This window comes from Mycobacterium pseudoshottsii JCM 15466 (genome assembly GCF_003584745.1).
Lineage (GTDB): Bacteria > Actinomycetota > Actinomycetes > Mycobacteriales > Mycobacteriaceae > Mycobacterium > Mycobacterium marinum.
Genome location: NZ_AP018410.1, coordinates 446,406 through 471,083, shown reverse-complemented (window position 1 = coordinate 471,083; position 24,678 = coordinate 446,406). Strand labels below are relative to the sequence as shown.

At 65.9% G+C, this 24,678-nt stretch carries 26 protein-coding genes and 1 pseudogene; 14 read left to right on the top strand and 13 right to left on the bottom strand.

Annotation, left to right across the window (positions count from 1 at the left end; all coding sequences use genetic code 11):
* Nucleotides 1-63: 63 nt before the first annotated feature.
* Complete coding sequence (locus MPSD_RS02240; protein WP_020785137.1) at nucleotides 64-1,509, top strand: chloride channel protein; 1,446 nt, start codon at nucleotides 64-66, stop codon at nucleotides 1,507-1,509.
* A gap of 93 nt (nucleotides 1,510-1,602) precedes the next feature.
* Here MPSD_RS02240 and MPSD_RS02235 read toward each other — a convergent pair whose 3' ends face one another.
* Entirely contained in the window at nucleotides 1,603-2,514 is a 912-nt protein-coding gene (locus MPSD_RS02235; protein ID WP_015354132.1) for a DNA-3-methyladenine glycosylase family protein, read from the bottom strand.
* 72 nt (nucleotides 2,515-2,586) lie between these two features.
* Between MPSD_RS02235 and MPSD_RS02230 the strand changes: the two genes are divergently transcribed.
* Nucleotides 2,587-2,988 carry a nuclear transport factor 2 family protein gene (locus MPSD_RS02230; RefSeq protein WP_012392333.1) on the top strand — a complete coding sequence of 134 codons (402 nt, stop codon included), beginning with the start codon at nucleotides 2,587-2,589 and terminating at the stop codon, nucleotides 2,986-2,988.
* Here the strand turns inward: MPSD_RS02230 and MPSD_RS02225 are convergent.
* From MPSD_RS02225 to MPSD_RS02215, 3 genes are all read right to left on the bottom strand, one after another.
* Complete coding sequence (locus MPSD_RS02225; RefSeq protein WP_020785138.1) at nucleotides 2,975-3,355, bottom strand: DUF427 domain-containing protein; 381 nt, start codon at nucleotides 3,353-3,355, stop codon at nucleotides 2,975-2,977. The genes MPSD_RS02230 and MPSD_RS02225 overlap by 14 nt on opposite strands.
* Nucleotides 3,356-3,464: 109 nt before the next feature.
* Nucleotides 3,465-4,487: an NAD-dependent epimerase/dehydratase family protein gene (locus MPSD_RS02220; protein ID WP_012392332.1), complete on the bottom strand. Its 1,023-nt coding sequence runs from the start codon at nucleotides 4,485-4,487 to the stop codon at nucleotides 3,465-3,467.
* Nucleotides 4,484-4,990 (bottom strand): nuclear transport factor 2 family protein, encoded by a 507-nt coding sequence (locus MPSD_RS02215; RefSeq protein ID WP_020785140.1) that lies wholly within the window; start codon nucleotides 4,988-4,990, stop codon nucleotides 4,484-4,486. The genes MPSD_RS02220 and MPSD_RS02215 overlap by 4 nt, the downstream gene beginning before the upstream one ends.
* A 159-nt stretch (nucleotides 4,991-5,149) precedes the next feature.
* On the opposite strand from MPSD_RS02215, the gene msrA reads away from it, so the two are divergent.
* Nucleotides 5,150-5,665, top strand: a complete 516-nt coding sequence (gene msrA / locus MPSD_RS02210) for a peptide-methionine (S)-S-oxide reductase MsrA (RefSeq protein ID WP_012392330.1) — start codon at nucleotides 5,150-5,152, stop codon at nucleotides 5,663-5,665.
* Nucleotides 5,666-5,701: 36 nt separating this feature from the next.
* Here the strand turns inward: msrA and MPSD_RS02205 are convergent, their stop codons facing one another.
* The gene (locus MPSD_RS02205; RefSeq protein ID WP_020785141.1) at nucleotides 5,702-7,027 is read right to left on the bottom strand and encodes a cytochrome P450; all 1,326 of its coding nucleotides are present in this window, start codon (nucleotides 7,025-7,027) and stop codon (nucleotides 5,702-5,704) included.
* 129 nt (nucleotides 7,028-7,156) lie between these two features.
* Between MPSD_RS02205 and MPSD_RS02200 the strand changes: the two genes are divergently transcribed.
* The 3 genes from MPSD_RS02200 to MPSD_RS02190 are packed head-to-tail and all read left to right on the top strand — an operon-like array spanning nucleotide 7,157 to nucleotide 9,070.
* The gene (locus tag MPSD_RS02200; RefSeq protein WP_086084882.1) at nucleotides 7,157-7,762 is read left to right on the top strand and encodes a TetR/AcrR family transcriptional regulator; all 606 of its coding nucleotides are present in this window, start codon (nucleotides 7,157-7,159) and stop codon (nucleotides 7,760-7,762) included.
* Nucleotides 7,763-7,807: 45 nt separating this feature from the next.
* Nucleotides 7,808-8,020, top strand: a complete 213-nt coding sequence (locus MPSD_RS02195; RefSeq protein ID WP_012392327.1) for a TOBE domain-containing protein — start codon at nucleotides 7,808-7,810, stop codon at nucleotides 8,018-8,020.
* Nucleotides 8,021-8,026: 6 nt separating this feature from the next.
* Complete coding sequence (locus tag MPSD_RS02190; RefSeq protein WP_012392326.1) at nucleotides 8,027-9,070, top strand: zinc-binding dehydrogenase; 1,044 nt, start codon at nucleotides 8,027-8,029, stop codon at nucleotides 9,068-9,070.
* Nucleotides 9,071-9,133: 63 nt separating this feature from the next.
* Here the strand turns inward: MPSD_RS02190 and MPSD_RS02185 are convergent, their stop codons facing one another.
* Nucleotides 9,134-10,024, bottom strand: a complete 891-nt coding sequence (locus tag MPSD_RS02185; protein ID WP_020785143.1) for an alpha/beta fold hydrolase — start codon at nucleotides 10,022-10,024, stop codon at nucleotides 9,134-9,136.
* Between the two features lie 38 nt (nucleotides 10,025-10,062).
* On the bottom strand, nucleotides 10,063-11,304 hold the full coding sequence (locus tag MPSD_RS02180; protein WP_036425942.1) for a sulfotransferase family protein: 1,242 nt from the start codon (nucleotides 11,302-11,304) through the stop codon (nucleotides 10,063-10,065).
* A 28-nt stretch (nucleotides 11,305-11,332) separates the two neighbouring features.
* On the opposite strand from MPSD_RS02180, the gene MPSD_RS02175 reads away from it, so the two are divergent.
* A complete protein-coding gene (locus MPSD_RS02175; RefSeq protein WP_020785145.1) occupies nucleotides 11,333-11,932 on the top strand; it encodes a TetR/AcrR family transcriptional regulator in 600 nt (199 codons plus the stop codon).
* Nucleotides 11,929-13,041: a DUF1214 domain-containing protein gene (locus MPSD_RS02170; RefSeq protein ID WP_020785146.1), complete on the top strand. Its 1,113-nt coding sequence runs from the start codon at nucleotides 11,929-11,931 to the stop codon at nucleotides 13,039-13,041. The genes MPSD_RS02175 and MPSD_RS02170 overlap by 4 nt, the downstream gene beginning before the upstream one ends.
* A 1-nt stretch (nucleotide 13,042) precedes the next feature.
* Here the strand turns inward: MPSD_RS02170 and MPSD_RS02165 are convergent.
* The 4 genes and pseudogenes from MPSD_RS02165 to MPSD_RS02150 all read right to left on the bottom strand — a co-directional run bounded on the left by MPSD_RS02165 (nucleotide 13,043) and on the right by MPSD_RS02150 (nucleotide 17,142).
* A pseudogene (locus MPSD_RS02165) lies at nucleotides 13,043-14,091 on the bottom strand (LLM class flavin-dependent oxidoreductase).
* A complete protein-coding gene (locus MPSD_RS02160; RefSeq protein WP_011742291.1) occupies nucleotides 14,091-14,615 on the bottom strand; it encodes an SRPBCC family protein in 525 nt (174 codons plus the stop codon). Before MPSD_RS02160 ends, MPSD_RS02165 begins: the two are co-directional and overlap by 1 nt.
* Before the next feature lie 269 nt (nucleotides 14,616-14,884).
* Entirely contained in the window at nucleotides 14,885-16,009 is a 1,125-nt protein-coding gene (locus tag MPSD_RS02155; protein ID WP_020785149.1) for a fatty acid desaturase family protein, read from the bottom strand.
* 35 nt (nucleotides 16,010-16,044) lie between these two features.
* Complete coding sequence (locus tag MPSD_RS02150) at nucleotides 16,045-17,142, bottom strand: flavin reductase family protein (RefSeq protein ID WP_086084883.1); 1,098 nt, start codon at nucleotides 17,140-17,142, stop codon at nucleotides 16,045-16,047.
* 70 nt (nucleotides 17,143-17,212) lie between these two features.
* On the opposite strand from MPSD_RS02150, the gene MPSD_RS02145 reads away from it, so the two are divergent.
* From MPSD_RS02145 to MPSD_RS28725, 3 genes are all read left to right on the top strand, one after another.
* Nucleotides 17,213-17,881, top strand: coding sequence for a TetR family transcriptional regulator (locus MPSD_RS02145; RefSeq protein WP_012392318.1), 669 nt, complete (start codon nucleotides 17,213-17,215; stop codon nucleotides 17,879-17,881).
* Nucleotides 17,882-18,011: 130 nt separating this feature from the next.
* Nucleotides 18,012-19,820, top strand: a complete 1,809-nt coding sequence (locus MPSD_RS02140; protein WP_020785150.1) for a cyclic nucleotide-binding domain-containing protein — start codon at nucleotides 18,012-18,014, stop codon at nucleotides 19,818-19,820.
* Between the two features lie 35 nt (nucleotides 19,821-19,855).
* Nucleotides 19,856-20,041, top strand: a complete 186-nt coding sequence (locus MPSD_RS28725) for a cyclic nucleotide-binding domain-containing protein (RefSeq protein WP_020785151.1) — start codon at nucleotides 19,856-19,858, stop codon at nucleotides 20,039-20,041.
* Nucleotides 20,042-20,077: 36 nt separating this feature from the next.
* On the opposite strand, the gene MPSD_RS02135 is transcribed toward MPSD_RS28725, so the two are convergent.
* Entirely contained in the window at nucleotides 20,078-20,683 is a 606-nt protein-coding gene (locus tag MPSD_RS02135; RefSeq protein WP_086084893.1) for a GNAT family N-acetyltransferase, read from the bottom strand.
* A gap of 161 nt (nucleotides 20,684-20,844) precedes the next feature.
* Here MPSD_RS02135 and MPSD_RS02130 point away from each other — a divergent pair, with 161 nt between their 5' ends.
* Nucleotides 20,845-22,140 (top strand): acyl-CoA dehydrogenase family protein, encoded by a 1,296-nt coding sequence (locus tag MPSD_RS02130; RefSeq protein ID WP_086084884.1) that lies wholly within the window; start codon nucleotides 20,845-20,847, stop codon nucleotides 22,138-22,140.
* Nucleotides 22,141-22,220: 80 nt separating this feature from the next.
* On the opposite strand, the gene MPSD_RS02125 is transcribed toward MPSD_RS02130, so the two are convergent.
* Nucleotides 22,221-22,676: a MaoC family dehydratase gene (locus tag MPSD_RS02125; protein ID WP_086084885.1), complete on the bottom strand. Its 456-nt coding sequence runs from the start codon at nucleotides 22,674-22,676 to the stop codon at nucleotides 22,221-22,223.
* 36 nt (nucleotides 22,677-22,712) lie between these two features.
* Between MPSD_RS02125 and MPSD_RS02120 the strand changes: the two genes are divergently transcribed.
* Nucleotides 22,713-23,210: a metallophosphoesterase family protein gene (locus MPSD_RS02120; protein ID WP_012392313.1), complete on the top strand. Its 498-nt coding sequence runs from the start codon at nucleotides 22,713-22,715 to the stop codon at nucleotides 23,208-23,210.
* Nucleotides 23,211-23,562: 352 nt separating this feature from the next.
* Complete coding sequence (ag85C, locus tag MPSD_RS02115) at nucleotides 23,563-24,603, top strand: diacylglycerol acyltransferase/mycolyltransferase Ag85C (RefSeq protein WP_011742299.1); 1,041 nt, start codon at nucleotides 23,563-23,565, stop codon at nucleotides 24,601-24,603.
* Nucleotides 24,604-24,678 lie beyond the last annotated feature (75 nt).

Genomic DNA, 24,678 nt, shown 5'->3' with positions numbered 1-24,678 from the left:
CGGACTAGAGTCCGTTTATTCCGGTCTGTCATAGGATGGTCAAATGCTTGTCAGGGCCGTGCTGTGAGCGACCAGAAACCAAACCCCAACGAGTCAACAGAGGTGTCTCCCGCCGCCGCCGGCGGGAGATTCGGCGCCTCGATCAGGAATGCTGGCTACCTACAAAAGTGGTTCCTGTTGGGCATCACGATCGGTGGGATCGCCGGGCTTGGCGCGGTGGTCTTCTATCTCGCGCTGAAATACACCGGCGAGTTTCTGCTCGGTTACCTTGCGGACTACCACATCCCGACGCCGGTCGGGGAGGGCGGCAGCCACGGGTCCAGCGGTTTCGTGCGCCCCTGGGCGATTCCGCTGATCACCACCGGTGGTGCGCTGCTCTCGGCATTCATCGTGGCCAGATTCGCGCCGGAGGCCACCGGGCATGGCACCGCCGAGGCCATCGAGGCGGTACACACCAATCCCCGCAGCATCCGCAGCCGGGCGGTCCTGGTGAAGATGGTGGCCAGCGCGCTGACCATCGGATCGGGTGGTTCAGGTGGCCGGGAAGGCCCCACCGCACAGATCTCGGCCGGCTTTTGTTCCTTTCTGACCCGCCGGTTGGGCCTATCCGACGAGGACGGCCGGACCGCGGTGGCCCTCGGTATCGGTGCGGGCATCGGCGCTATCTTCGCCGCGCCGCTGGGCGGAGCGGTGCTGGCCGCGTCGATCACCTACCGCGATGACTTCGACTACCGCAGTCTGTTGCCCGGTTTCATCACCTCCGGCACAGCGTACGCGGTGCTGGGCGCGTTCATGGGTTTCGACCCCCTGTTCGGCTACATCGACGCCGAGTATCGCTTCGAAAAGGCCTGGCCCCTGCTGTGGTTCGTGGTGATCGGGGTGGTCGCCGCGGCCATCGGCTACCTGTACGCGCGGGTGTTTCACGCGTCGGTGGGACTTGCGCACCGCCTGCCCGGTGGTCCGGTCATCAAGCCGGCGGTCGGCGGACTGCTGGTCGGGCTGATGGGACTCTTGATTCCCCAGATCTTGAGCAGTGGCTACGGCTGGGCGCAGCTGGCGGCCGATCGCAATGCACTCATGGCAATCCCGTTGTGGATCATCATCGTCTTGCCGGTCGCCAAGATCCTGGCCACCTCCCTGTCCATTGGAACCGGTGGCTCCGGCGGGTTGTTCGGCCCGGGAATCGTCATCGGCGCCTTCGTGGGGGCCGCGATCTGGCGACTGGGCGAGCTAACCGGACTGCCCGGTGTGCCAGACGCGCCGGGAATCTTCGTCGTCGTGGCGATGATGACCTGTTTCGGCAGCGTCTCACGTGCCCCACTGGCCGTCATGATCATGGTCGCGGAAATGACCGGCTCCTTCTCGGTGGTGCCCGGGGCCATCCTCGCGGTCGGGATCGCATCGCTGTTGATGTCTCGCACCAACGTCACCATCTACGAAGCGCAGCGGCTCAATCGCGAAACCGCCGAAGCCGAACGCGCAGCTAGGGCCGCCGACCGCGGAAACTGACGCGACACCGCGGGATTGGGCCGCACATCGGCGCCGGTTGCCGGGTCTTCGCGTCTGAGCCTCGATGGGGCCCCGACGGCTGCCACGACATCTTCAGAGCGAGCGGATGTTCTGCACCGGTAGCCGCGGCCCGCGGCGGGGCTCGCGCGCCAGTCCGCTGGCCTCGAGCAACCGAACCACCCGATGCCGGTGAGGCCGCATCGGTTCCAGCAGCTCCAGCATGCCGGCGTCATCGACCGGATGGCCCAGCAACGTCCAGCCGATCATCTTCGGGATGTGGTAATCCCCCACCGATACCGCGTCAGCATCACCGAACGCGCGTTGCACGGTCTCGGCGGCAGTCCACACCCCGACGCCGGGCAAGCTCGTCAGCGCGGCCAGGGCCTCCCCCGCGGGCCGCGTGACAAGCCGTTGCAGTGCCGACGCCCGCTGCGCGCAGCCCACGACCGTCCGTGCCCGCCCGGGATCGACGTTGGCGCGGTGAAACTCCCAGGACGGAATGGCCCGCCACGCATCCGCCGACGGCGGCACCCGCATCCCGTCCGGCGCCGGACCGGGGGCCGGGGTCCCATACCGCGTGACCAACAACCGCCAGGACCGAAACGCCTCCGCGCCGGGCACCCGCTGCTCGATGACCGCGGGAAGCACCGCCTCCAGCACCTGTCCGGTGCGCCCCAACCGCAAATTCGGCAGCCGTCGGTGCGCGGCGGCAACCGTCGGATCCCGCGGTACGAAATCCGCGGCGTCGTCGTCGGCACCCAGCAACGCCGGTAGCTGATCGATGAATTCCTCGGCGCCGCTCCCCCAGGCCTCGCAATGAGCGGTATCGGGCGCGCAGCGGCTGAACCGGGCGGCGACGGGGCCGGAGCCCAGCAGGCTGGTACGCCAGATCGTGCCGTCCCCCGGGACCCGAAAGCACGGGTCCCCGCGGCCGCGGCGAAGCGGCGCCAGGGTGTGCCCGAACCCAGCGGCCCCAGCGAACGTGACCGTGCGCTCAATCTTCACCTGAGAACTCCGTATTCCGACGGCCCGGTCAATTGACCGCAAACTGGCTTCCGAGACAGGATGACTTACGTGATGACGCCGTTCGATGACCCGCAGGCAGAACTGGCGTGGATGTTTCTGCAAAGTATGTGCGAGGGCGGGGATCTAGACGAGGGTTTCGCGCTGCTCAGCGACGATTTCACCTACTGGAGCATCATCACCCGCAGCGCGTTCGAAAAGGATGCGCTGCGCCGCGCGGTGGAACAACGCAAGAAGGTCTTCGAGATCAACATCGACCTGCGGCGCTGCGTCAACGAGGGCGAAACGGTGGTGATCGAGGGACAGTCCGAGGGCATGACGGCCACCGGCGTGCGCTACGACAGCCCGTTTGTCTGCATCTTCGAGACCAAGGACGGGCTGATCGTCTCGCTGCGGGAATACAGCGACACCCAGTCCTTCGCGGCGGTGTTCCCGGCCGGCGCTAATCCGGTATGACGCTGATTTCTGCCTTGTTGGGGTAGAAGGCCACGCGCCCGGCGATCTCGGCAACCGCGGGATAGGGCTGTTCATAAGTCCAGATCACATCCGCGACGGTGTCGCCGGTGCTGGTGGTCACGCTGTAGTAGCTGGCATCACCCTTGAACGGGCAATAGCTGCTGGTGTCGGTGCTGGTCAACCGGTCAGCAACCACGTCAGCACGCGGAATGTATTGCACCGCAGGCAAAGTAGCCTCGCGCAATTCCAGTGCCGCGGCGGTGTCGGCAATGAGCTCGCCGTTGACCCGCACCTGAACCCGTCCCTTGGTCGGCTCGATGGTGATCGGGTGCCCCGCCGAGGGCTCTAGAACTTTTCGATGGCTCATGGTCAGTACCTCCTCGGATCCGAGTCTTTGGTCTGCAACGCTCGATGGCGTTGCAGACTTCCCACCTTTGGTCCGGTGTTCGCACCGCTCGGGCGACGCGATCCCGCGGCTACTCCGACTGTCCCGTCCTGGCGCCTTGGGTGTTCTTGCGCATCGACGCCCAGAACCGCGCTGCCTCGCGTATCGATTCCTCGACGGGCCGCGGCTGCCAGCCCAACTCGCGCACCGCCTTGGCGTGGTCGACCTCGGCCTCGGCGCGCATCATCCGCACCGATTCCAGGCTGAGTTCGGCGTCTTTGCCGGTGAGCCGCGCCCGCAAGCTGCCCAGCGCACCCAGGGCATAGAGCGTCGGCACCGAGATCGTCCGTTGCGGCGGTGCTACCCCGGCCTCGTCGGCCGCGATCCGCACCACCTCTTTCAACGCGATCATCCGCTCGGAGATCAGGTAGCGCTGGCCGCTGCGCCCGCGTTCGGCGGCCAGGATCATCGCCCTGGCCGCATCGTCGACACCCACCACTTCCAGCTTGATGCCGTTCATCAAGAACGGCAGCTTGCCGAACACCGCACCGGCGATGAAGGCGCCGTGTGGGGTGCGACCCCAGTCGCCGCTGCCGTAGGTCGTCGAGACGCACATCGCCACCGCGGGCAGTCCATGTTGGGCCACGTAGTCCATGACGAGATCTTCGGCCTGAACCCGGGATTGGACGTAGGACGAGACCCGCCGTGACCCGATCCGATCCTCCTCGGTCGCCACGTGCCCATGCCGACGATCCACCGTCGCATAGCTGCTGGTGAACACGAAGCGGCGCAGGCCGGCGTTCTTGGCGACGTCGAGGACATTACGCAGGCCTTCGACGTTGGTGTGAAAAAGCGGCGCCGGGTCGCGTAACCAGGCGCGCGCGTCGACCACGCAGTAATAGACGTCGTCACAGCCCTGCATTGCCTCGCGCACCACGGCCGTGTCGAAGATGTCGCCATGGAATCGGGTGACCGGCAGGTCGTCGATGCTGCGGGTGTTGGCGGTGGGCCGCACCATCACCCGTACCTGCGCGCCATCCTCGATCAGCATGCGGGTGACGTGCGAGCCGAGAAACCCATTGGCGCCGATGACGAGTTTGGGCCCGACACTCATTGCGAGCCCCCGTACTGCTGCATCCAGTTCGCGGCGGCTTCATCGATCGTGCCCAGCTCCGCGGCCTTTCGGCACCACTTCAGCCCGGCTCGCAGAAAGCGCAGCGGGTTGTAGATATCTTCTTGACGGCACCACTGGCCGTCGCCGGCATAGGTGATGATCGAAATGCTGGTCGCGCTGATCACGCTGCCGTCACCCGGATCGCGCATCGGGTTGTCCAGTTCCAGAATGATCCGTCCGGTGGACTCGTCGATGACCGACCACAACGACGGGAACGCCACCATGTGACTGCCCGGAAAGGTCGTCATCGTTTGCCAAATCCAGGCGCGCACTTGCTCGCGGCCGTGCATCGTGCCGGCCGCATGTTCGATGTACTCGACGTCTGGCGTGTAGTGCTGCACCCAGGCATCCCAATCCCGCGACGCGGCCGCGCGGACAACGGTGTCCTCGAACTTCTCGAAGGCCGCCGCCAGTTCGCTGCGAGAAAACTCCGGCCCACTCACCACAAGACCATGAATCTGCTGGAAGAGCGAATTTCTTGGCCGGCATCGGATCTCACGTCAAGCTTTCTGACACCGTTACACCACATCGCCGGAGTGTAGCCTGGGAACGGCCTGGGTCCCTGGGGTACCCGGAGTCCCCGGCTGGCGAGGAGGACCACGATGACGAGCCCGCAAAAGGCAATACTGGCCGGTGGCTGCTTCTGGGGAATGCAAGACCTGATCCGCAAGCAGCCCGGTGTGATCGCGACGCGAGTCGGCTACAGCGGCGGCGACGTCGCCAACGCGACGTACCGCAACCACGGAACTCATGCCGAGGCCGTCGAAATCATCTTCGACCCCCAAGCCACCGACTACCGCACGCTGTTGGAGTTCTTTTTCCAGATCCACGATCCGACGACGCCGAACCGCCAGGGCAATGACCGCGGCACCAGCTACCGGTCGGCCATCTATTACCTCGACGACGAGCAGAAACGAGTCGCGCTGGACACCATCGCCGATGTCGAAGCGTCCGGCCTGTGGCCCGGCAAGGTGGTGACCGAGGTAAGCCCGGCCGGGGACTTCTGGGAGGCGGAGCCCGAACACCAGGATTACCTGCAGCGTTACCCCAGCGGTTACACCTGCCACTTCATCCGGCCGGGGTGGAAGCTGCCGCGACGGGCCACCGCCGGCCAATAGCCGCGGCGCCGCTGGCCCTGAAGCCCGGCCCCGGGATCAGCGACGGTGCACCACAATCCGGCCACCGTTCTTGGGGGTGTAGGCCACACCCCGGCAAAACAGCCGCTCGCCGGCAGCGGTGGTCGGTTCGATGGTGAAGTTGCGCAGCACCGTTCGCAGCACCACGTCCATTTCCATGTTGGCGAACGCGGCACCCACGCACCGCCGGGTTCCGCCACCGAACGGGATCCACCCGAAGGTGGACGGTCTACCACCAATGAAACGCTGCGGATCGAAGCGCTGCGGGTCTGGGAAAATGTCGGGATTGGCATGCATATGCGCGATGTTGACGAGGATCGATTGCCCGCGCGGAATCATCCACTGGCCAAGCTGGTATTGCGGCGCATAGACGTGCCTGGCCGCGAAATCGATGACCGTCCTGGCTCGCTGCACTTCCAGGATGGTGGCCTGGCGTAGCTCGCCCCCCGCATCCTCGGCCTCGGCCACCAGGGCCGCCAGCAGATCGGGGTGGCGGGTCACCCGCTCAAACGCCCACGACAACGTGGACGCCGTCGTTTCATGCCCCGCCGCCAGCAATGCCAGCAGCTCGTCGCCAATATCCTTGCGCGACATACGTGAACCATCGTCGTAGGTGCTGCGCAGCATCAGGGCCAGCACGTCGGTCCGATCCGAGAAGTTCGGGTCCGACCGCTCCTGGTCGATCAGCCTGTCGATGATCACGTCGTACTGGCGCCGATACTCGGCGAGCCGACCCCACGGGCTGAAGCGGCCGTATCGCCGCTTCGGCTTCGGCATCGACGCCAGCCGTGAGCCCAGTGTGGTCCAGGGCGGAATGATCCGGCGCAGTTCGTCGAGTTCGGCGCCATCGGCACCGAAGACCGCGCGCAGGATCGCGTTGAGGGTGATGCGCATCATCGACGGCAGCGTCGGGAAAAGTTGCCCCTCGGGCCAATTGGCGGTTTCGCGCAGGGTCTCTTGTTCGATGATGATTTCGTAGTTCTTCATGCTCTTGCCGTGAAACGGCGGCGCCAACAGCCGCCGCCGGCGGCGGTGGTCGTCCCCGTCGAGCCCGAACACCGAGCCAGACCCGAACATCCGACTCAAATTGGGCTGGATGTTGCCCAGGTCCTCCGGGCTGGCGGTGAAGACCTGCTTGGCCAGTTGTGGGTCGTTGACCACCACCATGTGGCCATAGATCGGGACGTTGAGTGCGAAAACGTCGCCGTTGCGGCGGCTCAGCCAGTCCATCATCCGCCGCCGGGAGGTGGCAAAGGCCAGGCCCTGTAACAACTTCGGAATTCGGGTCGCTTGCGCCATTTTGACCGCCGGCACTGCCGGCGCGTCGGAGATCGCTTGATTCATGGGGGTATCGCTCCCAACACTTGCCCCCGAAACGGGGTTGGTACCACCGTGTACCACTCGCTTTTCTAGTACGGTACTCTTTGGTACCAGTCCTGACAAGGAGTTCGGGTCGACCGAGGAGGCGCGCTCGTGACGGCAGCTGCTAGCAGCCCGGCGGCCCTGGACAGCGACCCGTTTCGGCAGCGCCTGCTCGAGGGCTTGGTCGCCTCGATCGGCGAACGTGGCTACCACGCCACCACCGTCGCCGACATCGTGCGCCACGCGCGAACCTCCAAACGCACGTTTTACGACCGGTTCGAAAGCAAGGAACAGTGCTTCCTGGACTTGCTACGGGCGGACAACGAGCGACTCGCCAAGCGGATCCGCGCGGCCGTCGATCCCGAAGCGGACTGGCAGGCCCAGATACGCCAAGCCGTCGAGGCCTACCTGAGCCACATCGAATCCCGGCTGGCAGTCACCTTGAGCTGGATCCGCGAATTCCCCTCCCTGGGACCCATCTCCTACCCCGTCCAAAGGCACGGGATGAACCTGCTGACCAGCCTGCTCGTCGAGCTCAGCGCCAGCCCCGGATTCCGGCGGGCCGGCTTGCCCGCGGTGCCCGGGGCACTGGCGGTGATCCTGCTGGGGGGTTTGCGTGAACTGACCGCGCTGACCGTCGAGGACGGACGAGACATCCGGGAAATCGTCGAACCGGCGGTGGATGCGTCCATCGTATTGGTCGGCCCACGGCACTAGGCGCGGTGCCCGACTGTGTAGCTCTAGTAGACGGAGGACCTAACGATGCGGCTGTCGACCCGAAACCAGCTCAAGGGCACCATCATCGAGGTGGACCTCGGCGCCGTGATGGCGGTTGTGAAGGTGCGGCTCGACGGCGGCGACCAGGTCATCACCTCCTCGGTCACCAAGGATGCCGCGACCGACCTCGGCCTCGCGGTCGGCCAGCCGGCGACGGTGTTCATCAAGTCCACCGAAGTCACAATCGGAGTCGAGTAGTCCGACATGGCGGCCACGATGCGAGCCGAGCGCTTCTACGCCGATTCCAAAACAGTTGTACTCGAAGATGTTCCGATACCGGAGCCGGGGCCGGGCGAGGTCCTGGTCAAAGTGGCCTACTGCGGGATCTGCCACTCCGATCTGAGTCTGATCAACGGCACCTTCCCCACCCAGGCGCCAGTGGTGACCCAGGGGCACGAGGCGTCGGGCACCATAGCCAAACTCGGCCCCGAGGTTGACGGCTGGTCCGAGGGCGACCGCGTCGTGGTGGCCGCCGGCCGGCCGTGCCAGAGCTGCCCGAACTGCCGACGCGGTGACACGGTGAATTGCCTGCGGATCCAGCTGATGGCGTTCGCCTACGACGGGGCCTGGGCGGAGTACACCGTGGCACAGGCGGCCGGTCTGACCCGGGTGCCCGACAATGTTTCGCTCGACCAAGCCGCGATTCTGGCCGATGCGGTGTCCACACCGTTCGGTGCGGTGGTGCGGACCGGCAAAGTGGCCGTCGGGGAATCGGTCGGGGTGTGGGGCGTGGGTGGCGTCGGAACCCACATCGTGCAACTGGCCCGTTTGGTCGGCGCGGTGCCGGTGATCGCCTTGGACATCAATCCCGTGGTGCTCGACCGGGCGCTGGAACTGGGCGCCGACTACGCCTTCGACTCCCGCGACGACCAACTGCACGACAAGCTCGCCGAGATCACCGGCGGCCGCATGCTCGACGTGGCGTTCGACGCGGTCGGTCTCAAGGCCACCTTCGAGCAGGCGCTCGGATCGCTGACCGCCGGAGGCCGGCTGGTCGGTGTTGGCATGAGTGCCGAATCACCGACCGTGGGACCCACCTCGATGTTCGGACTGACCCACAAGCAGGTACTCGGTCACCTCGGCTACCAGAACGTCGATATCGAAACCCTGGCGAAGCTGGTTTCACTTGGGCGCCTGGATCTTTCGCGCTCCATCAGCGAGATCGTCCCGCTTGAAGACCTGCCGTTGGGTATCGAGAAGCTGGAACGCCAGGACGGCAACCCGATCCGCATCCTGGTCCAGCCCTGACGAGCACGCGCCTCCACGACACTTAAACCACGCACCCGACGCGCCGAGAAGTGGCGCAACGGTTTAAGTCTCGATACGAAGGAACGCGCGCAGCCGGTCCAGTACCAGATCCGGCCGCTGCTCGACGATCCAATGGCCCACCCCGTCGACGAACTCGACCTCGAAATCGCTGATGTGGTCCTCGTATCCGCGCAACAGCTGCGGGGTGAGCACCGGGTCGTCGGTGCCGTGTAACCAGCGCACCGGAACATCGACCCGAGCGTCGGCGTATTCGCCGCGCATCCAGGGCAACGCTTCCGAACTCTGGAACGTGCGATACCACCGCGAGCCCGCCACCGCGTGCCCCGGCTGGCGCATGCGTTCGACATACATGCGAACATCCTCGTCAGCAATGGTGAATCCCCCACCGACCCAAGACGTCAGCACCCGAAAGTAGCGAGCCTTGGGATCCGCGATCACCCGGGGGCCGATGACCGGCAGCAAGATGGGGATCTGATACCAAAACCGCCAGATGTCGCGCACCATGCCGAGATCGCGCGGGAACCACGTCGCCGCAGTGTTCATTCCGAAGAATCCGGTCACCTTGGCCGGGTAGCGCAGCATCATGATGAACGCCACCGGGCCACCCCAGTCGTGGGCGACGAGGCGCACCGAGGCGATGCCCAGCCGATCCAGCACACCCGCCAGATCGTCGGCCATCTCCTTTTTCGTGTAGCGCGAGCGCGGAGCCGAACTCCATCCGGCGCCACGCAAGTCGGGACACAACACCCGATACCCGTCCGCGGCCAGCGGACCGATCAGCTCGTGCCATTCCCACCAGTTCTCCGGAAAGCCGTGCACCAGCATCACCGCCGGGCCATCGGCGGGGCCGGCGTCTGCGACATGGATCGTGATGCCACCGTCGAGATCGACAAACCGGTGCTCGACACCGTCGAGGGCGGGAAGAGTGCTCATGTGTTGAGAAGGTAGTGGACGCGGCGGATCCCGGTCGGCTAACTGAGGAACCGCTTCAGGTAGGGCGCAAAGCGAGCCCGCAGACTCTCCTCGGTCAGCCCGAACATCTCGCAGGATGTCTGCACGGTGCCCAGCCGGCCTCGTTGGTGGCCCGCGAGGTAGCCGGCCGTTGCGGTGCGCGCCGAGTCGGTGAATGGCTCGCCGGCCAGCGCGTATATCCGCTCCGCGACGCCGACCTCGTCGGCCATGAAGTCGTCGAACCGAATATCGATCGAGCGCTCGGGACCGATGGTGTCGCGATCGCGCACGAGTGTGGCGAGCATCCGGTCGAGGCGATCGACCCAGTAGTGGGCGATCCGCTCGACCGGGACCGGCCAGCGGTGCATCCGGGCCGAGTAGGTGATCATCGCGAGCATCGACAACGCCACCGGCACCGGGTCACGGTGCGTGAACAACACGATGCTGCCCGGGAACACCCGATCCAGCACCGGAACCTGTTCCAGATGCTGGGGCGACTTGAGCAGCCAGCGCCGGCCGCCACGCAGGAATTGCATCGCCTTGAGCTGGGTAGCCAGGTATTGATAGTGCGGCGTCTGGTCGTGGGTCTGGTAGTAGTCGCGCCAGCGGGGCACGTGGCCAAGCGTTTCGAAGAGCATCGTCGAGAAGTCATTGGCCAGCAGTTGAATCTCTTCGTGGACGTGGTCGGCGGTCATCTCGTGCATCAGCGAAAAGTGCGGCATCACGGTGTTGATGACCCCGACCGCCACATCCATGCGGACCCGCCGCGGGTCCGGCTCCACCCCCGCCTCTTGGGGCAGGGGAAACGGCTCCACGCTCTCCCAGTACGGCATGGTCCGGAATGTGGTCGGCGCCGCGAGCATGTTGTGCAGGTGGGTGGTGCCGGTGCGGGGCAGACCAGCGATCACCACCGGCGGTTGCAGTTCGATGTCGTCGATCTCCGGATGCCGGTGGCGCAGGTCGCTCAACAACAGCCGGTTCTTCAGCAGCTGCAATAGCTGCCCATAGAAGTTGACCACTCCGGCCGGCTGCATCCCGTCGATCTCGGCCAGGGCGGCCAGATAGACGTCGAGCCTTTCCCGGTAGTCGCCTTCGCCGAAATCGTGCAGCCCGGTGTCGGCGCTGGCCTTTGCGTGCAGCGCGTCGGAATCCAACGAACAGTCCGGGGCGAGGGCGGCCATCATGTCGAGGATCTGCTGAGCCTCGACACTGAACTGAGGCCGGGACAGATCGTCGAGGCGCACGAGCGCGGCTTTCGTCATGGCAACTTATGTTACTCTGAGTTTCGTAATGGTAGCTGATTTTGGCCGGCCTCGTGACCCGCGCATCGACGGCGCCGTGCTGCGCGCGACGGTCGAGCTGCTCGCCGAAACCGGATACGCCGGGCTGCTGGTCTCCGCCATCGCCAAACGCGCCGGCACCAGCAAGCCCGCGATCTACCGGCGCTGGCCCAGCAAGGCGCACCTGGTGCATGAGGCGGTGTTCCCGATCGACGCCGCCACCGCAGTCCCCGATACCGGATCACCGGTCGACGATCTACGCGAAATGGTGCGGCGCACGACGGCCGTGCTGAGCACCCCGGCCGCGAAGGCGGCCCTGCCGGGGCTGATCGGCGAGATGGCCGCCGACCCAACGCTGCATTCCGCGCTGCTGGTGCGATTCGGCGAGATCTTCGGGCATGGGCTCACCACCTGGCTGGACAATGCCGCGGCCAGGGGCCAGGTCCGGGCCGATGTCACCGCACCCGAACTGGCCGAGGCGATCGCCGGCATCGTCCTGATCGGTCTGCTGACCCGCCCGGGCGAACTCGAGCCCGGCGTCGGGGACGCCTCGATCGACCGCACGACGACGTTGCTGCTGAAAGGAATCCGGAAAGGAACCCCGCAATGACATACGAGTCGACCGCCGCGTGGCAGGAGCTGCTGGACATCCTGCGCACTCTGGACAGCTCGTTCCTCGAGGGAGAGCGCGCCGTCACCGACGACCGTCACGTCGCCGACGGCTACCGCATGCTCGCCACCACGCTGGGCGTCGCCTTCGACGCCTACCTCTTTCCCGAGCCCGGTCGGCCCCAGTTCGTCGCGGTGAACACGCCGTTTCGCCGCGACCGCAGATGGGGCGGCGACAACACCGACGCCTACTACTTCATGTGCCCGGTCGACCCCGATCGCCGCTACCGCATCAGCGGCAACAAGGGCGACAGCGTGTACTTCTCGGTGACGGCCTACAACGAACCAGCACCGGGCGCGTGGTCAGACCGGATCGTTGCGATCGTTCGCGATAGCGATCTCGACGTCGACGCCGACGGCAACTTCTCCTTCGAACTGGGCCCCACCCCCGACGCGGCGGTGTTGATGACCCGCGACTACCAGGCCAACCCACTGACCGGGCGCCCGATCACCTGGCACATCGAGGCGCTCGACGAGCCCGACCCGATCCGACATGCAGATCCGCAGACCGCTGCCGGCCTGCGGTCGGTTGCGACCTGGTTGCGCACCATGTTCGCCATCATGCCGCTGCCCGTTGGGACACGGGACCAGGACTTGCCAGACGAACACGCGCTTGGGCACAACACCGCCCACGCCGCGAACCAGTTCGCCGACCCCTACCAGGTGCCCGACGCCAACTTCGGCTGGTCGGCACGCGACGCGTGCTACTGCTACGGCAGTTTTGTGCTCGACGACGACGAGGCGCTGGTCATCACGCACCGACCGCCGTCGTGCCGGTTCTGGAACCTGGTGGTGTGGAACCAGTTCATGGCCACCTGTGGCGCCGCCGATGCCCGGTGCTCGGTCAACGGCCACAGCGCCATCGCCAACAGCGATGGCTCGGTGACCGTGGTGCTCTCCCGCGGGGTCACCACACACCCGAACTCGCTGACCACGCTGGACTATCCCCGCGGCAATCTCGCCTTCCGCTGGTTTCTCGCCGACGGCGTGCCGGCGCGGCCGGAGGTGAAGCTGGTGAAGCTCGCCGATGCCCCGACCGAGGTGGCTTGAATCACCCGACCGCACGGACCAACTCGATGGCCCGGCCCAGCGTGGAAAGCTTGGCGTCCATCGTGTCGCCCGCGGGATAGAGCCGCACCGTGTTCACCCCCGCGTCGCGCCACGCCACCAGCCGGGACCGGACCATCTCCTCGGTCCCGATCAGCGTGGTGGCCAGCACCATCTCGTCGGTGACCAGCCTGGCCGCCCCTTCCGGTCGCCCCGTTGCCAGCGCTCGCGTACCGCGGCCGCGACCTCCGACCAGCCCTGCCTGCTGTAGGCCTGGTTGTAGTAGTTGGTGCTCGCCGACCCCATCCCGCCCAAGCTGAATGCGAGTTCCGTCTTGCGCGCCGCGACCATGTCCCGCAGCTCTTCGACACCGGATGCGAACGCCACTTCAGCGCCCTGGCAGAAGTCGATGTCGGCTCGGCTGCGACCAGCAGCGGCCAGCCCGGCATCCAGGTGCGTGAAATACGCGTCACCGGCGCCTTCGGGAACGAAGCTGGTACCCAGCCAACCGTCGGCAATCCGGCCGGTCAGCCGCAACATGGCCGGCGACAACGCGGCCAGGTAGATCGGAATGTCGTACTCGGGACGAGTCGACAATCGCATGGGCCGTGCCTCCCCGCCCCGGCGGGGAATCTGAAACTCACTGCCGGAGTAGCTGACTTTGCCGCCCGCGAACACCTGCCGCACGATCTCGACCGTTTCCTTGAGCCGAGCCAGCGGCCGGTCGAACGCGACACCGTGTAGACCTTCAATCACTTGTGGGCCGGATGCCCCCAACCCGAGTAGAAAACGGCCGCACGACAGATTGGACAGGGTGATCGCCGTTTGCGCGACCAGCACCGGGGATCGGGTACCAACCTGCAGCACCCCCGAACCGAGCTGCATCCGTTCGGTCCGGGCCGCTATGTAGCCCAGCGCGGATGGCGCATCGCTGCCCCACGCTTCGGCCACCCAGCAGGTGTGTAGGCCGAGCTTTTCGGCCTCGACGACGAAGTCGACCGTGTCCTTGCCGTCCTTGCCGCCGGACAGCTCGACCGTCGTCGCCGTACGCATCAACGCACTCCGTGCTCAGCCAACCTCTTGATCGCGGCCAGGGTCTTGTCGATCGCCGCCTCGAACTCCCGCAGTCGCACGAAGACGATCTTTTCTTCCTTGTCCGGCATCGCATCGATGGCGTTGGACAATCCCGAGCGCCCTGGCCCGATCTGCGTCCGGTAAGTCAGGTTGGTGCCACCGTCGCGGGGGACCAGACGAAACCGCCACACCGCGGCCGGATAGTCGGGTTCACCGACGGCCCAAGCGAATTCGCGGGGCGGATCACATCGGACAACTTGGGATGTACTGGTCCATTGCCCGAACGCCTCGTGTTGGTTGTGTCCGATGAACCGGGCGCCGACGCGTGGTTCGCTGACGCCGCCAACCCACTCCACGGCCTGCAGCTCGTTGCTGAGCGTCGGCATCAGCGCGATGTCGGAAATGAGGCTCCAGACCCGTTCGGGCTCGGCGTCAATCCACGTCGAGGCCTCCACGGTCGGCCTGTCCGCATAGCGTGCGCCCGTCCACTCCACGGATCCCATTGTCCTCCAGCGGGAACGTGCAATAGACGTGAGCGTCGCCACCACGGCCGCTCGACGGGGATTTCAGCCCTGCGGGTTCGCCGGCGATGCACGCAACGATCTGCGAGAACTCATCTGGCGTTAGGCAATTCCGCTGCCGGTGACCACGCTTGGGCCCAACGTACCGGTTTGGTCACGATTGGGGGAGCACATCGACAGCTCGCCGATGTCCACTTTCTGGACAAGGCTTGGTGCGGGTGCCGGCGTCGTCGGTAGCCACCGACACGGTGCTAGGCCAACGCGTGCGCTTCCTGTCGATCGGAGCCACGGAATGCCAGTTTGACGATCTTGCGAACAACCGTGCCGAACTGGCGCAGCAGCGGGCCCCGGTTGTAAGGAATGCCGTAGCGTTCGCAGATCTCCTGCACCTCGGGGGCAATCTCGGCGTACCGGCGGGCCGGGATGTCGGGGAACAGATGGTGCTCGATCTGGTGGGACAGGTTGCCCGACAGCAGGTGGAAGGTCTTGCCGCCGGTCAGATTGGCCGAGCCCAGCACCTGGCGGAAATACCACTGCCCCCGAGACTCGTTCTGGGTTTCTTCGACGCTGAACTCCTGGGTGCCGTCGGGGAAGTGGCCGCAGAAGATGATCATGTACGACCACACGTTGCGCATCAGGTTCGCCGTGAGATTTCCGGCGAAAACGAACGGCGCAAACGGCCCGGCCAGCAGCGGGAAGGCGACGTAGTCCTTGAGGGTCTGACGTCTGGTCTTTTTCCAGATCTCCGTCAAGGTCTCACGCTTGTCGCGGAGCGTGATCTCGCCGGAGCGAATGCGCTCGGTCTCCAGTTCGTGCAGCGCGACGCCGTACTGGAACAGCACCATCAACAGGAACGCGTAGACGGGGTTGCCCAAATAGTACGGCTGCCAGGGCTGGTCTTCGCTCATCCGGATGATGCCGTAACCGATATCGCGGTCCATTCCCACGATGTTGGTGTGGGTGTGGTGCATGTAGTTGTGCGAATGCCGCCATTGATCGGCGGGGCAGGCGGTGTCCCACTCGAAGGAGCGCCCGGAAATCGCGGGGTCACGCATCCAGTCGTACTGGCCGTGCATGACATTGTGGCCAATCTCCATGTTGTCCAGGATCTTTGACAAGCCCAGCATTGCGGTGCCCGCCAGCCAGGCCGGTGGCAGTATGCCGGCGAACAGCAGTGCGCGTCCACCGACTTCCAGCGCCCGCTGAGCCTTGATGACGCGGCGGATGTAGTCGGCGTCCGCTTCGCCGAGGTCAGCGATCACGCGTTCCTTGATGGCGTCGAGTTCGCGGCCGAATGCCTCGGCTTGTTCGGGCGTCAGGGCGAAATTTGCGCGGGTTGCGGTTTCTGCAATGGTTGCGATGTTGTTGTTTCCCATGGGTTTCCCCTCCCAAGGTTGATGTGGATTGATGGCTAGAGCGATAGGTCGACGTCACCGACCGGAACCGATACACAGATCTGGACGTCCTCGTCCGGAGCGACCGATACCGCACCGGTGACCAGGTTGCGCACCGTGCCGGAGGTCTTGCGCCTCGTGCAGGTGTGGCAGATGCCCATCCGGCAGCCGTTTTCCGGTGCCAGTCCGGCCGATTCGGCCTGTTCGAGCAGCGAGCGGCCGTCGTCGACGACGTCAATGCCGCTGTCTGCGAACCTCACCCGGCCGCCGGATGGTTGCGCGGGCGCTTCGATCGGCGCCGGCACGAAGCTTTCGGTGAACACGTTTTCACAGTTCTCCCGCACGGCGTCCACCAAAGTGGTGGGACCGCAAACGAACACCGCGTCCGGGGCGTCCATCGCGGCGGCCAGGTGATCCGGGCCGAATCGGCCGACGAGGTCGCCGCCACCCGATTGGGTGTAGCCGTGCAGGACCCGCACCCCGGGCAGTACGGCCAGCTCGGCGCGATAGCAGGCCTCGGCGGGATTGCGCGCGTAGTGGATGAAGGCGATCTCGGCACCGTGAATGTGCAGATGGTGCTGGGCAACCAGGGTGCGCAGCATCGCCAGCACGGGCGTGATGCCGCTGCCGCCGGAGACGAAGAGGATGCGGCGCGGCCGGCGCTGCGGCAGCACGAAGTCGCCGCCGACACCGGCCAGGCCCACCACCATGCCGCGACGGGCATGGTCATAGAGATAGGTCGATACCAGCCCGCCGTCGTGGCGACCGATGGTCAGCTCGAGAGTCTCGCTGCCTTCGGCGTTGGCCGGCGAATAGCACCGGGTGTGACGTCGGCCGTCGATATCGACGGTGAGGTTGACGTACTGACCGGCCAGGGGGCCGGTACCCGCCGCCATGGCCGAGCGGAACGTGTCATTGGGGGCCAGCGTTAGGGTGACGCTGCGCGGCGTGGTGCGCCGCACGTCGATGAGCTTGGCGCGGGCCTCGCCCAGCGTCCACGTCGGCTCCACCAACTCGGTGTATCGATCGATTCCGTGCGGACCGGTGAGCAGGTCGACCAGGCCGGAACCCAGGACCCGCTTTGCCAGAGTTTGGGTCAAAGTTTGAGTGAACATATGTACACGGTGTGACGTGACGGCGCTGGTCGTCAAGGTTTTTCCGCAGCTCTGTGGTAGGGTTCACATAGTGAATGAACGTACTCCTAGCTCACGCCCGCACCGATCGGGCCGCTCCCGGGACAGCCCGTCACGCGAGGAGCGCAAGGAGGCCACCCGGCGTGCCATCATCGCCGCCGCCCTCAAGCTGGTGCATGATCGCAGCTTCAGCGCGCTGAGTCTGCGTGAAGTCACGCGCGAAGCCGGAATCGTGCCAGCCGCGTTCTACCGCCACTTCGAATCGATGGAAGCCCTGGGCTTGGTTCTCATCGACGAGTCGTTCCGAACGCTGCGCGACACCCTGCGCGGCGCGCGGGCGGGCCGCCTGGACCCGAACCGGGTGATCGAATCGTCCGTCGAGATCCTGATAGGCAGCGTTGCCGAACGCCGCGAGCACTGGCGATTCATCGTGCGCGAGCGCTCCACCGGCCTATCGGTGCTGCGCTACGCCATCCGTACCGAGATCCGGCTGATCACCTCGGAACTGGCCACCGACCTGGCGCGGTTTCCCGGGCTCAATGAGTGGAGCACCGAAGACCTCAACATCTTGGCGACGCTGTTCGTCAACGCCATGATTGTCACGGCCGAGGCGATCGAGGACGCGCAGAGCTCCGAGGCGCTCGAGGAGATCCGTAGGATCGCGGTCAAACAGCTGCGGATGGTCGCAATCGGTGTCGCCGGCTGGAAAAGCAGGCCCTGAGTCCGTTTCGGGCTGATGCCGCTTGATCACCCAGGCCCCGAACCGCGTTCGGGCGGCTATCGATTGAGGTGCGCGCTGGCCCCTCGGCAAACGAGCACTGCGCCAGATTCAAGCCGCTATAGTTCTACGCGTGGCTCTGGCCGCGACTCGCAAGTTGGTGCGCGATCCTCAGCTGCGCAGACTAATGGCGGTATGCGCCACCTTTCTCACCAGTAATTCCGCGCACGGCGTGCTGCTCACCGTCTTCGCCTTCTCGGTGGGCGGTGCCGCCACCGTCGGCGTGGTGACCCTGGTCCGGATGCTGCCCAGCGCACTTCTGGCGCCGCTGGCGGCAACGCTGGCCACCAGTCCACGCCCCCAGGTACACCTGGCAATCGGGGTTGGCGCCCGCGGGATGACAACGATCGCCACCGTCATCGTGGTGGTGTCCGGGGCGCCGCTCGGTGTCGTCTTGGTGGTGCTGGGCGTCGACTCGCTGATGTCGGCGGCCGTGCGCTCCCTGCATGCCGCGCTGGTGGTGCGTCTGGCCACCAGCGTGGCCGAGGCGGCAACCGCCAACGCGGCGACCGGGGTTCTTCTCTATGCCAGCGCCCTGGCCGGGCCGGCGCTGGCCGGGGTGATGCTGGCCTTCGTCGGCGTCGGCTGGGCCTTGACCCTGCCGGCGGCGCTCTTCGTCGTCGGCGCCCTGACGGCGCTACGGATCACCGTGGCGCCCATCGATGACATGCCCGATACCGGCGGTGCCCGGCCATCCGGCGGTGTCGCGCGCGTCCAGCTCAGGGCGGTCGGAGCCGGGTTTCGCGCGATCATCGAAAGCCGTCCGGCCGCCGCAGCGGCGACCCTGTTCCTTCTCACCATGACGCTGCTCGACGGCTTCTGGTACGTCGCGAGCGCGCCGTTGGCCGCAGACCAATTTGGGCTCGGCCCAAGCGGTGTCACGACGATCATGACCATCTACGGCGTCGGCGGCCTGCTCGGTGCGGTGGCAATGCTGTCGATCGCGGGACGGGGCGGGCTGGCCCGCATGTTCACCTTGGCCCGGCTCAGCGAGGCGCTCCTGCTCGCGGCGATCGGTGCGGCCAGTCTGCCCGCATTGGGCCTGGTGCTGGCCGCCGGCGTGGGTGGTGGAAGCGCGGCCTCGTGGGCCATCGCACCGACGCTTGTTCAGCGCAACGTCAACAGAGCCTCGATGGTGACCGCGGCGGCCAGTCTGCAGAGCGTGTCACGGCTGGCGATCGCCGCGGGTGCGGGGATCGCGGCGGTGCTGGTCGGCTCGTTGGGGCTGACCGGCGCCCTGGCCATCGTCAGTGGTGCCGCGGCGCTCATCACGGTGCTGGCCTGGCCACAGGTGCGCCGCGCCGACAAGCTCAGCGACGACGACAGCGCCAAGCTTGCGGTGATCCGGGCCACCCCGGTGCTGGCCCCGCTGCCCGCACTTGCTCTCGAGCAGCTCGCGCGCACGGCGACGCGGATGGCCGTGCCTGCGGGCTCCGACGTGATCCGCCAGGGCGACCGAGGCGACCGGTTCTACATGATCGCCAACGGCCTGGCCGACGCCACCGTCAACGGTCGCCGGGTGGCCACCCTTGGTCCCGGCGGGTCGTTCGGGGAGATCGCCTTGCTGCACGACGTGGCGCGCTCGGCCACCGTGACAGCGCGAAAGGACCTCGACCTGGTCGCGGTGGATCGTGCCGAGTTCCTCGCCGCGCTGTCCAGCAACACGGCAGCCGGTCTGCGGCTGGGCGGGCTCGCCCGGACCCGGCTGGGCACCGTGCCCGTCGAGGAGCGCCTCATCGAACTCGGCCCGGATCCCGCACTGAACAGCCAGTCGCTGTCTGAGCTGCTCGCCGCGCAGCCGGCGCTGGCGGGCATCGGCGACGGCGCGCTGCGCGAACTCGCCGACACCGCCAAGGTGCTGGCGGCCCCGACGGTGCGCTGATCACCTGCGAGGGCGACCACGGCGATACCTACTACGTGATCCTCGAGGGCGCCGCCCAGGTCCTCGACGACGACACCGCGGTGCACCACCTCGGCCCCGGCGAGGGCTTCGGCGAGCAGGCGATCCTGCGCGACGTCCCGCGTACGGCGACCGTGCGAGCGGTGGGCGACACCACCCTGGTGGCCGTGGATCGCGAGGCGTTTCAGCGCGCGCGGCGTTGACACCGGCCGCAGCGACGGTGCCGTGACTGGGCCGGCTTACCGCGGGTCACGCCACATCGGCCAGATCGACGGACCACCGTGCGGCAGCGCGATCTCACCGGTAACGGTGAAACCGAAACGCTGGTAATAGGGCACATTTTCGGGCTTGCTCGACTCGAGGTAGGCCGGGCAGTACTCGGCGTCGCAGCGGTCCAGCCGCGACCGCAGCAGCGCCTGACCGAAACCCTGTCCGCGAACCGTCGGGTCGCTGCCGACGGCGGCCAGATACCAGTGTGGTTCTTCGGGGTGTGCGCGCTTCATCGCCGACTGCACGGCACGTCCCACCCCCGTTCGGAACCCGAACACCCGAAGCAAGGCCGGGGTCATCGCCAGTTCCCCGAGCCGTGTCTCGCGCCATTGGTTCGGCGGATCCCACAATGCCGCCGCGCCGATAACCGGTCCGTCGCAGGCCACCTCAACGCCACCGCGGGCCAGATGGTGGTGGCGTGTCATGGCCGCGAACAACCGGCACAATTGCGTGGTCCGGGCCCGGTCACCGGGAAACAGCCACGTCATCACGGGTTCGTCGTAGAAAGCCCAGGCCATGGTTCGGGACAGCTCACGGATATCGGCCTTCTGCGCCGGACGCGCCTGTGGGGTCATCTCAGCGAGGGTATCTGGGACCGCCATGGCATCGCCGGGTCACCGCACCGCCGGGCGGCCCGATCCCGCCTGATACCCAGCAGCTCCACCGCGCCCTTACGATGGGGTGGCTCCATCATCGATGCCGGTGCGGCGCTGCGCCGGGGAACGGTTGGCCTACGGTGTGGGACTTCGAAACAGACCCCGAATACCAGGCGAAGCTGGACTGGGTCCAAGAGTTCATGGTCAACGAACTCGAACCACTGGATCTGGTAGCTCTCGATCCCTATGACAAGAAGAACCCCGAGATGATGGCCGTCCTTCGGCCGTTGCAGCAGCAGGTGAAGAACCAGGGGCTCTGGGCCGCTCACCTGCGACCGGAACTCGGCGGGCAGGGGTTTGGCCAAGTCAAGCTTGCGCTGCTGAACGAAATCCTCGGACGCTCGCGCTGGGCGCCCTCGGTGTTCGGTTGTCAGGCACCAGACTCGGGTAACGCCGAGATCCTGGCGCTGTTCGGCACCGAGGACCAGAAGGCCCGCTACCTGCAACCGCTGCTGGACGGCGAAATCACCTCCTGCTACTCGATGACAGAACCTCAGGGAGGTTCGGATCCAGGGTCGTTCGTCACGGCCGCCACCCGCGACGGAGACAGCTGGATCATCAACGGGGAGAAGTGGTTTTCCACCAACGCCAAGCACGCCTCGTTCTTCATCGTGATGGCCGTGACCAACCCGCAGGCCCGCACCTACGAGAAGATGTCGCTGTTCATCGTCCCTGCGGAGACACCCGGCATCGAGATCGTCCGCAACGTCGGCGTCGGGACCGAGTCGAGCAAGCACGCCAGCCACGGCTACGTCCGCTACCACGATGTTCGGGTGCCGGCCGATCATGTGCTCGGCGGTGAAGGCCAGGCGTTCATGACCGCGCAGACGCGACTCGGCGGCGGTCGCATTCACCACGCGATGCGCACAATTGCATTGGCACGACGAGCCTTTGACATGATGTGCGAACGCGCCGTATCCAGGCAGACCAGACACGGCCGGCTTTCCGACTTGCAGATGACGCAGGAGAAGGTCGCCGACAGCTGGATCCAAATCGAGCAGTTCCGGCTACTGGTGCTGCGCACGGCGTGGCTGATCGACAAGCACCACGACTATCAGAAGGTGCGTCGCGACATCGCGGCGGTGAAGGTCGCAATGCCACAGGTGCTGCACGACGTGGTGCAGCGCGCCATGCACCTGCACGGCGCGCTCGGCGTTTCCGACGAGATGCCGTTCGTCAAGATGATGGTGGCCGCCGAATCGCTGGGCATCGCCGACGGCGCCACCGAACTGCACAAGATGACGGTGGCACGCCGGACACTGCGCCAATACGAGCCTGTTGCAACGCCGTTCCCGTCACAGCACATACCCACCCGGCGAGCGGCGGCCGAAGCGCGGCTGGCCGAGCGCCTGGAACACAGCATCGCGGAGTTCTGACACCGGACGCCGGCCGCTGGGCGTCCGGATGCCGAAAAGTGGTGCGGCGAATGGATTCTCACGGCTCCCGCCCCGACCGGTCAGGTGACGTACCGGACGACGCTTTCTGCCACACAGGCCGGCTTACCGGACCCTTCGACCTCGACGGTCGTGGCAACCGTCGCCTGGACCGCGCCGTTGCCGACGTCTTCAACACCGACCAGCGAACTCTGGGCGCGCACCCTGGAACCGACCGGCACCGGGGCGGGGAATCGAACCTTGTTGAGCCCGTAGTTGATTGCCAGCTTTATGCCCTTGACCGTGTACATCTCGTGCTGCAGGCGAAGTAACAGCGACAGGGTCATGAAGCCATGTGCGATGGTGGTGCCGAATGGCCCTTTGGCCGCTCTTTCCGGGTCGACATGGATCCACTGATGATCGCCCGTCGCATCGGCAAACAGGTTGACGTCTTCCTGCGTGATCGTCACCCAGTCGCTTTGCCCGATGGTTTCACCCGCAGCGGCAGCGAGGTCGGCGACGGATTCGAAGGTGCGCATGGCTGTCTCCTCTGCTCGTGGGTAAGCATAGATGTTGTGAAGCTACTGCTGATCGCCGATACGCACGTCCCCAAGCGTGCCCGCGACCTACCCGACCAGGTATGGAAGCAAGTCGCCCGGGCAGACGTGGTGATCCACGCGGGCGACTGGGTAACCGTCGAGTTGCTCGACGAACTGCAGAGCAGGGCGGCCCGGCTGGTGGCCTGCTGGGGGAACAACGACGGACCCGATCTGCGCAGCCGGTTACCGGAGCGGGCGGACGTCGTGCTGGCGGGTCTGCGCTTCACCGTCGTTCACGAGACCGGCGCGGCGGGCGGTCGCGAGGCCCGGATGTCTCGGCTCTATCCCGATAGCGACGTACTGGTGTTCGGTCACAGTCATATCCCGTGGGACACCACAACCAGCACCGGTTTACGGCTGCTGAATCCGGGGTCTCCCACCGATCGTCGCCGAGCTCCCCATTGCACTTACATGACCGCGACAATCGAAAGCGGCGCGCTTGCCGGGGTCACCCTGCACAACATCGAAAAGTAGCCGCTTCCATCGCACATATTCTTCAAATAGCAACGACTACAATGGTTTTGAGTTGCGCGACAAAGTCACTCGCAAGTGTCGACGACAGGCAATGACCACCCGAAACATCGCGCATTCGCGTTACCGAATTACGAAGCAAATAGTGCATCGCGGCCGAATTCTTCAAGTTTTCAACACCAATCTGAGCATCAATCGTTATCGTGTCGAAACGACTCGGCGCCGATTCTCAATCGTTAGATAACCGCGACATTCTTCTCCGGCCGCGACAGACGAATTGGGCCGCGGCCCTGTGTTTCACTCGCCCAGACAGATTTGACCGTGCCGTGCGGCAGATGAAAGTTGGGTAGGAGCTATGAAGTTCGTTGAGAAGTTGCGTGGCGCAGCGGCCGGCGCTCCGCGCCGGCTGACCATCGCGGCCATAGGGGCTGCCCTGTTGTCCGGACTTGTTGGGGCCGTGGGTGGCGCGGCGACCGCCGGGGCATTTTCCAGGCCGGGTCTGCCGGTGGAATACCTGCAGATTCCGTCGGCTGCGATGGGCCGCGACATCAAGGTTCAGTTCCAGGGCGGTGGAGCGCACTCGGTCTACCTGCTCGATGGGCTACGGGCGCAGGACGACTACAACGGTTGGGACATCAACACTCCCGCCTTCGAGGAGTACTACAACTCCGGGTTGTCGGTGGTGATGCCCGTCGGCGGCCAGTCCAGTTTCTACAGCGACTGGTACCAGCCCTCTCAGGGCAACGGTCAGGGCTACACCTACAAGTGGGAGACCTTCCTGACCCGGGAGATGCCCGCCTGGTTGCAGGCCAACAAGGGCGTCTCGCCAACCGGCAATGCGGCGGTGGGCCTTTCGATGTCGGGCGGTTCGGCGCTTGTTCTGGCTGCCTACTACCCCCAGCAGTTCCCCTACGCCGCGTCCTTGTCGGGATTCCTGAACCCCTCCGAGGGCTGGTGGCCGACGCTGATCGGTCTGGCGATGAACGACTCGGGCGGCTACAACGCCAACAGCATGTGGGGCCCGTCCACTGACCCGGCCTGGAAGCGCAATGACCCGATGGTCCAGATTCCGCGCTTGGTCGCCAACAACACCCGCATCTGGGTCTACTGCGGCAATGGCACCCCCAGCGACCTCGGTGGCGACAACATGCCGGCGAAGTTCCTGGAAGGCCTGACACTGCGCACCAACCAGACCTTCCGGGACACCTACCTGGCCTCGGGTGGGCGCAACGGGGTGTTCAACTTCCCGACCAATGGCACTCACTCGTGGCCCTACTGGAACCAGCAGCTGGTTGCCATGAAGGGCGACATCCTCAAGGTGCTCAACGGGCCTGCCGTCCCGGCGGCTCCGGCTGCCCCGGAGGCTCCCGCCGCCCCGGTCGCTCCGGCCGCCTGAGGGGCTCGCTAGCTCCAAAACCTGCATCGGCAGCAGCGCAACGGCCAGCGCTGCTGCCGATGCTTTTTTGGTGGC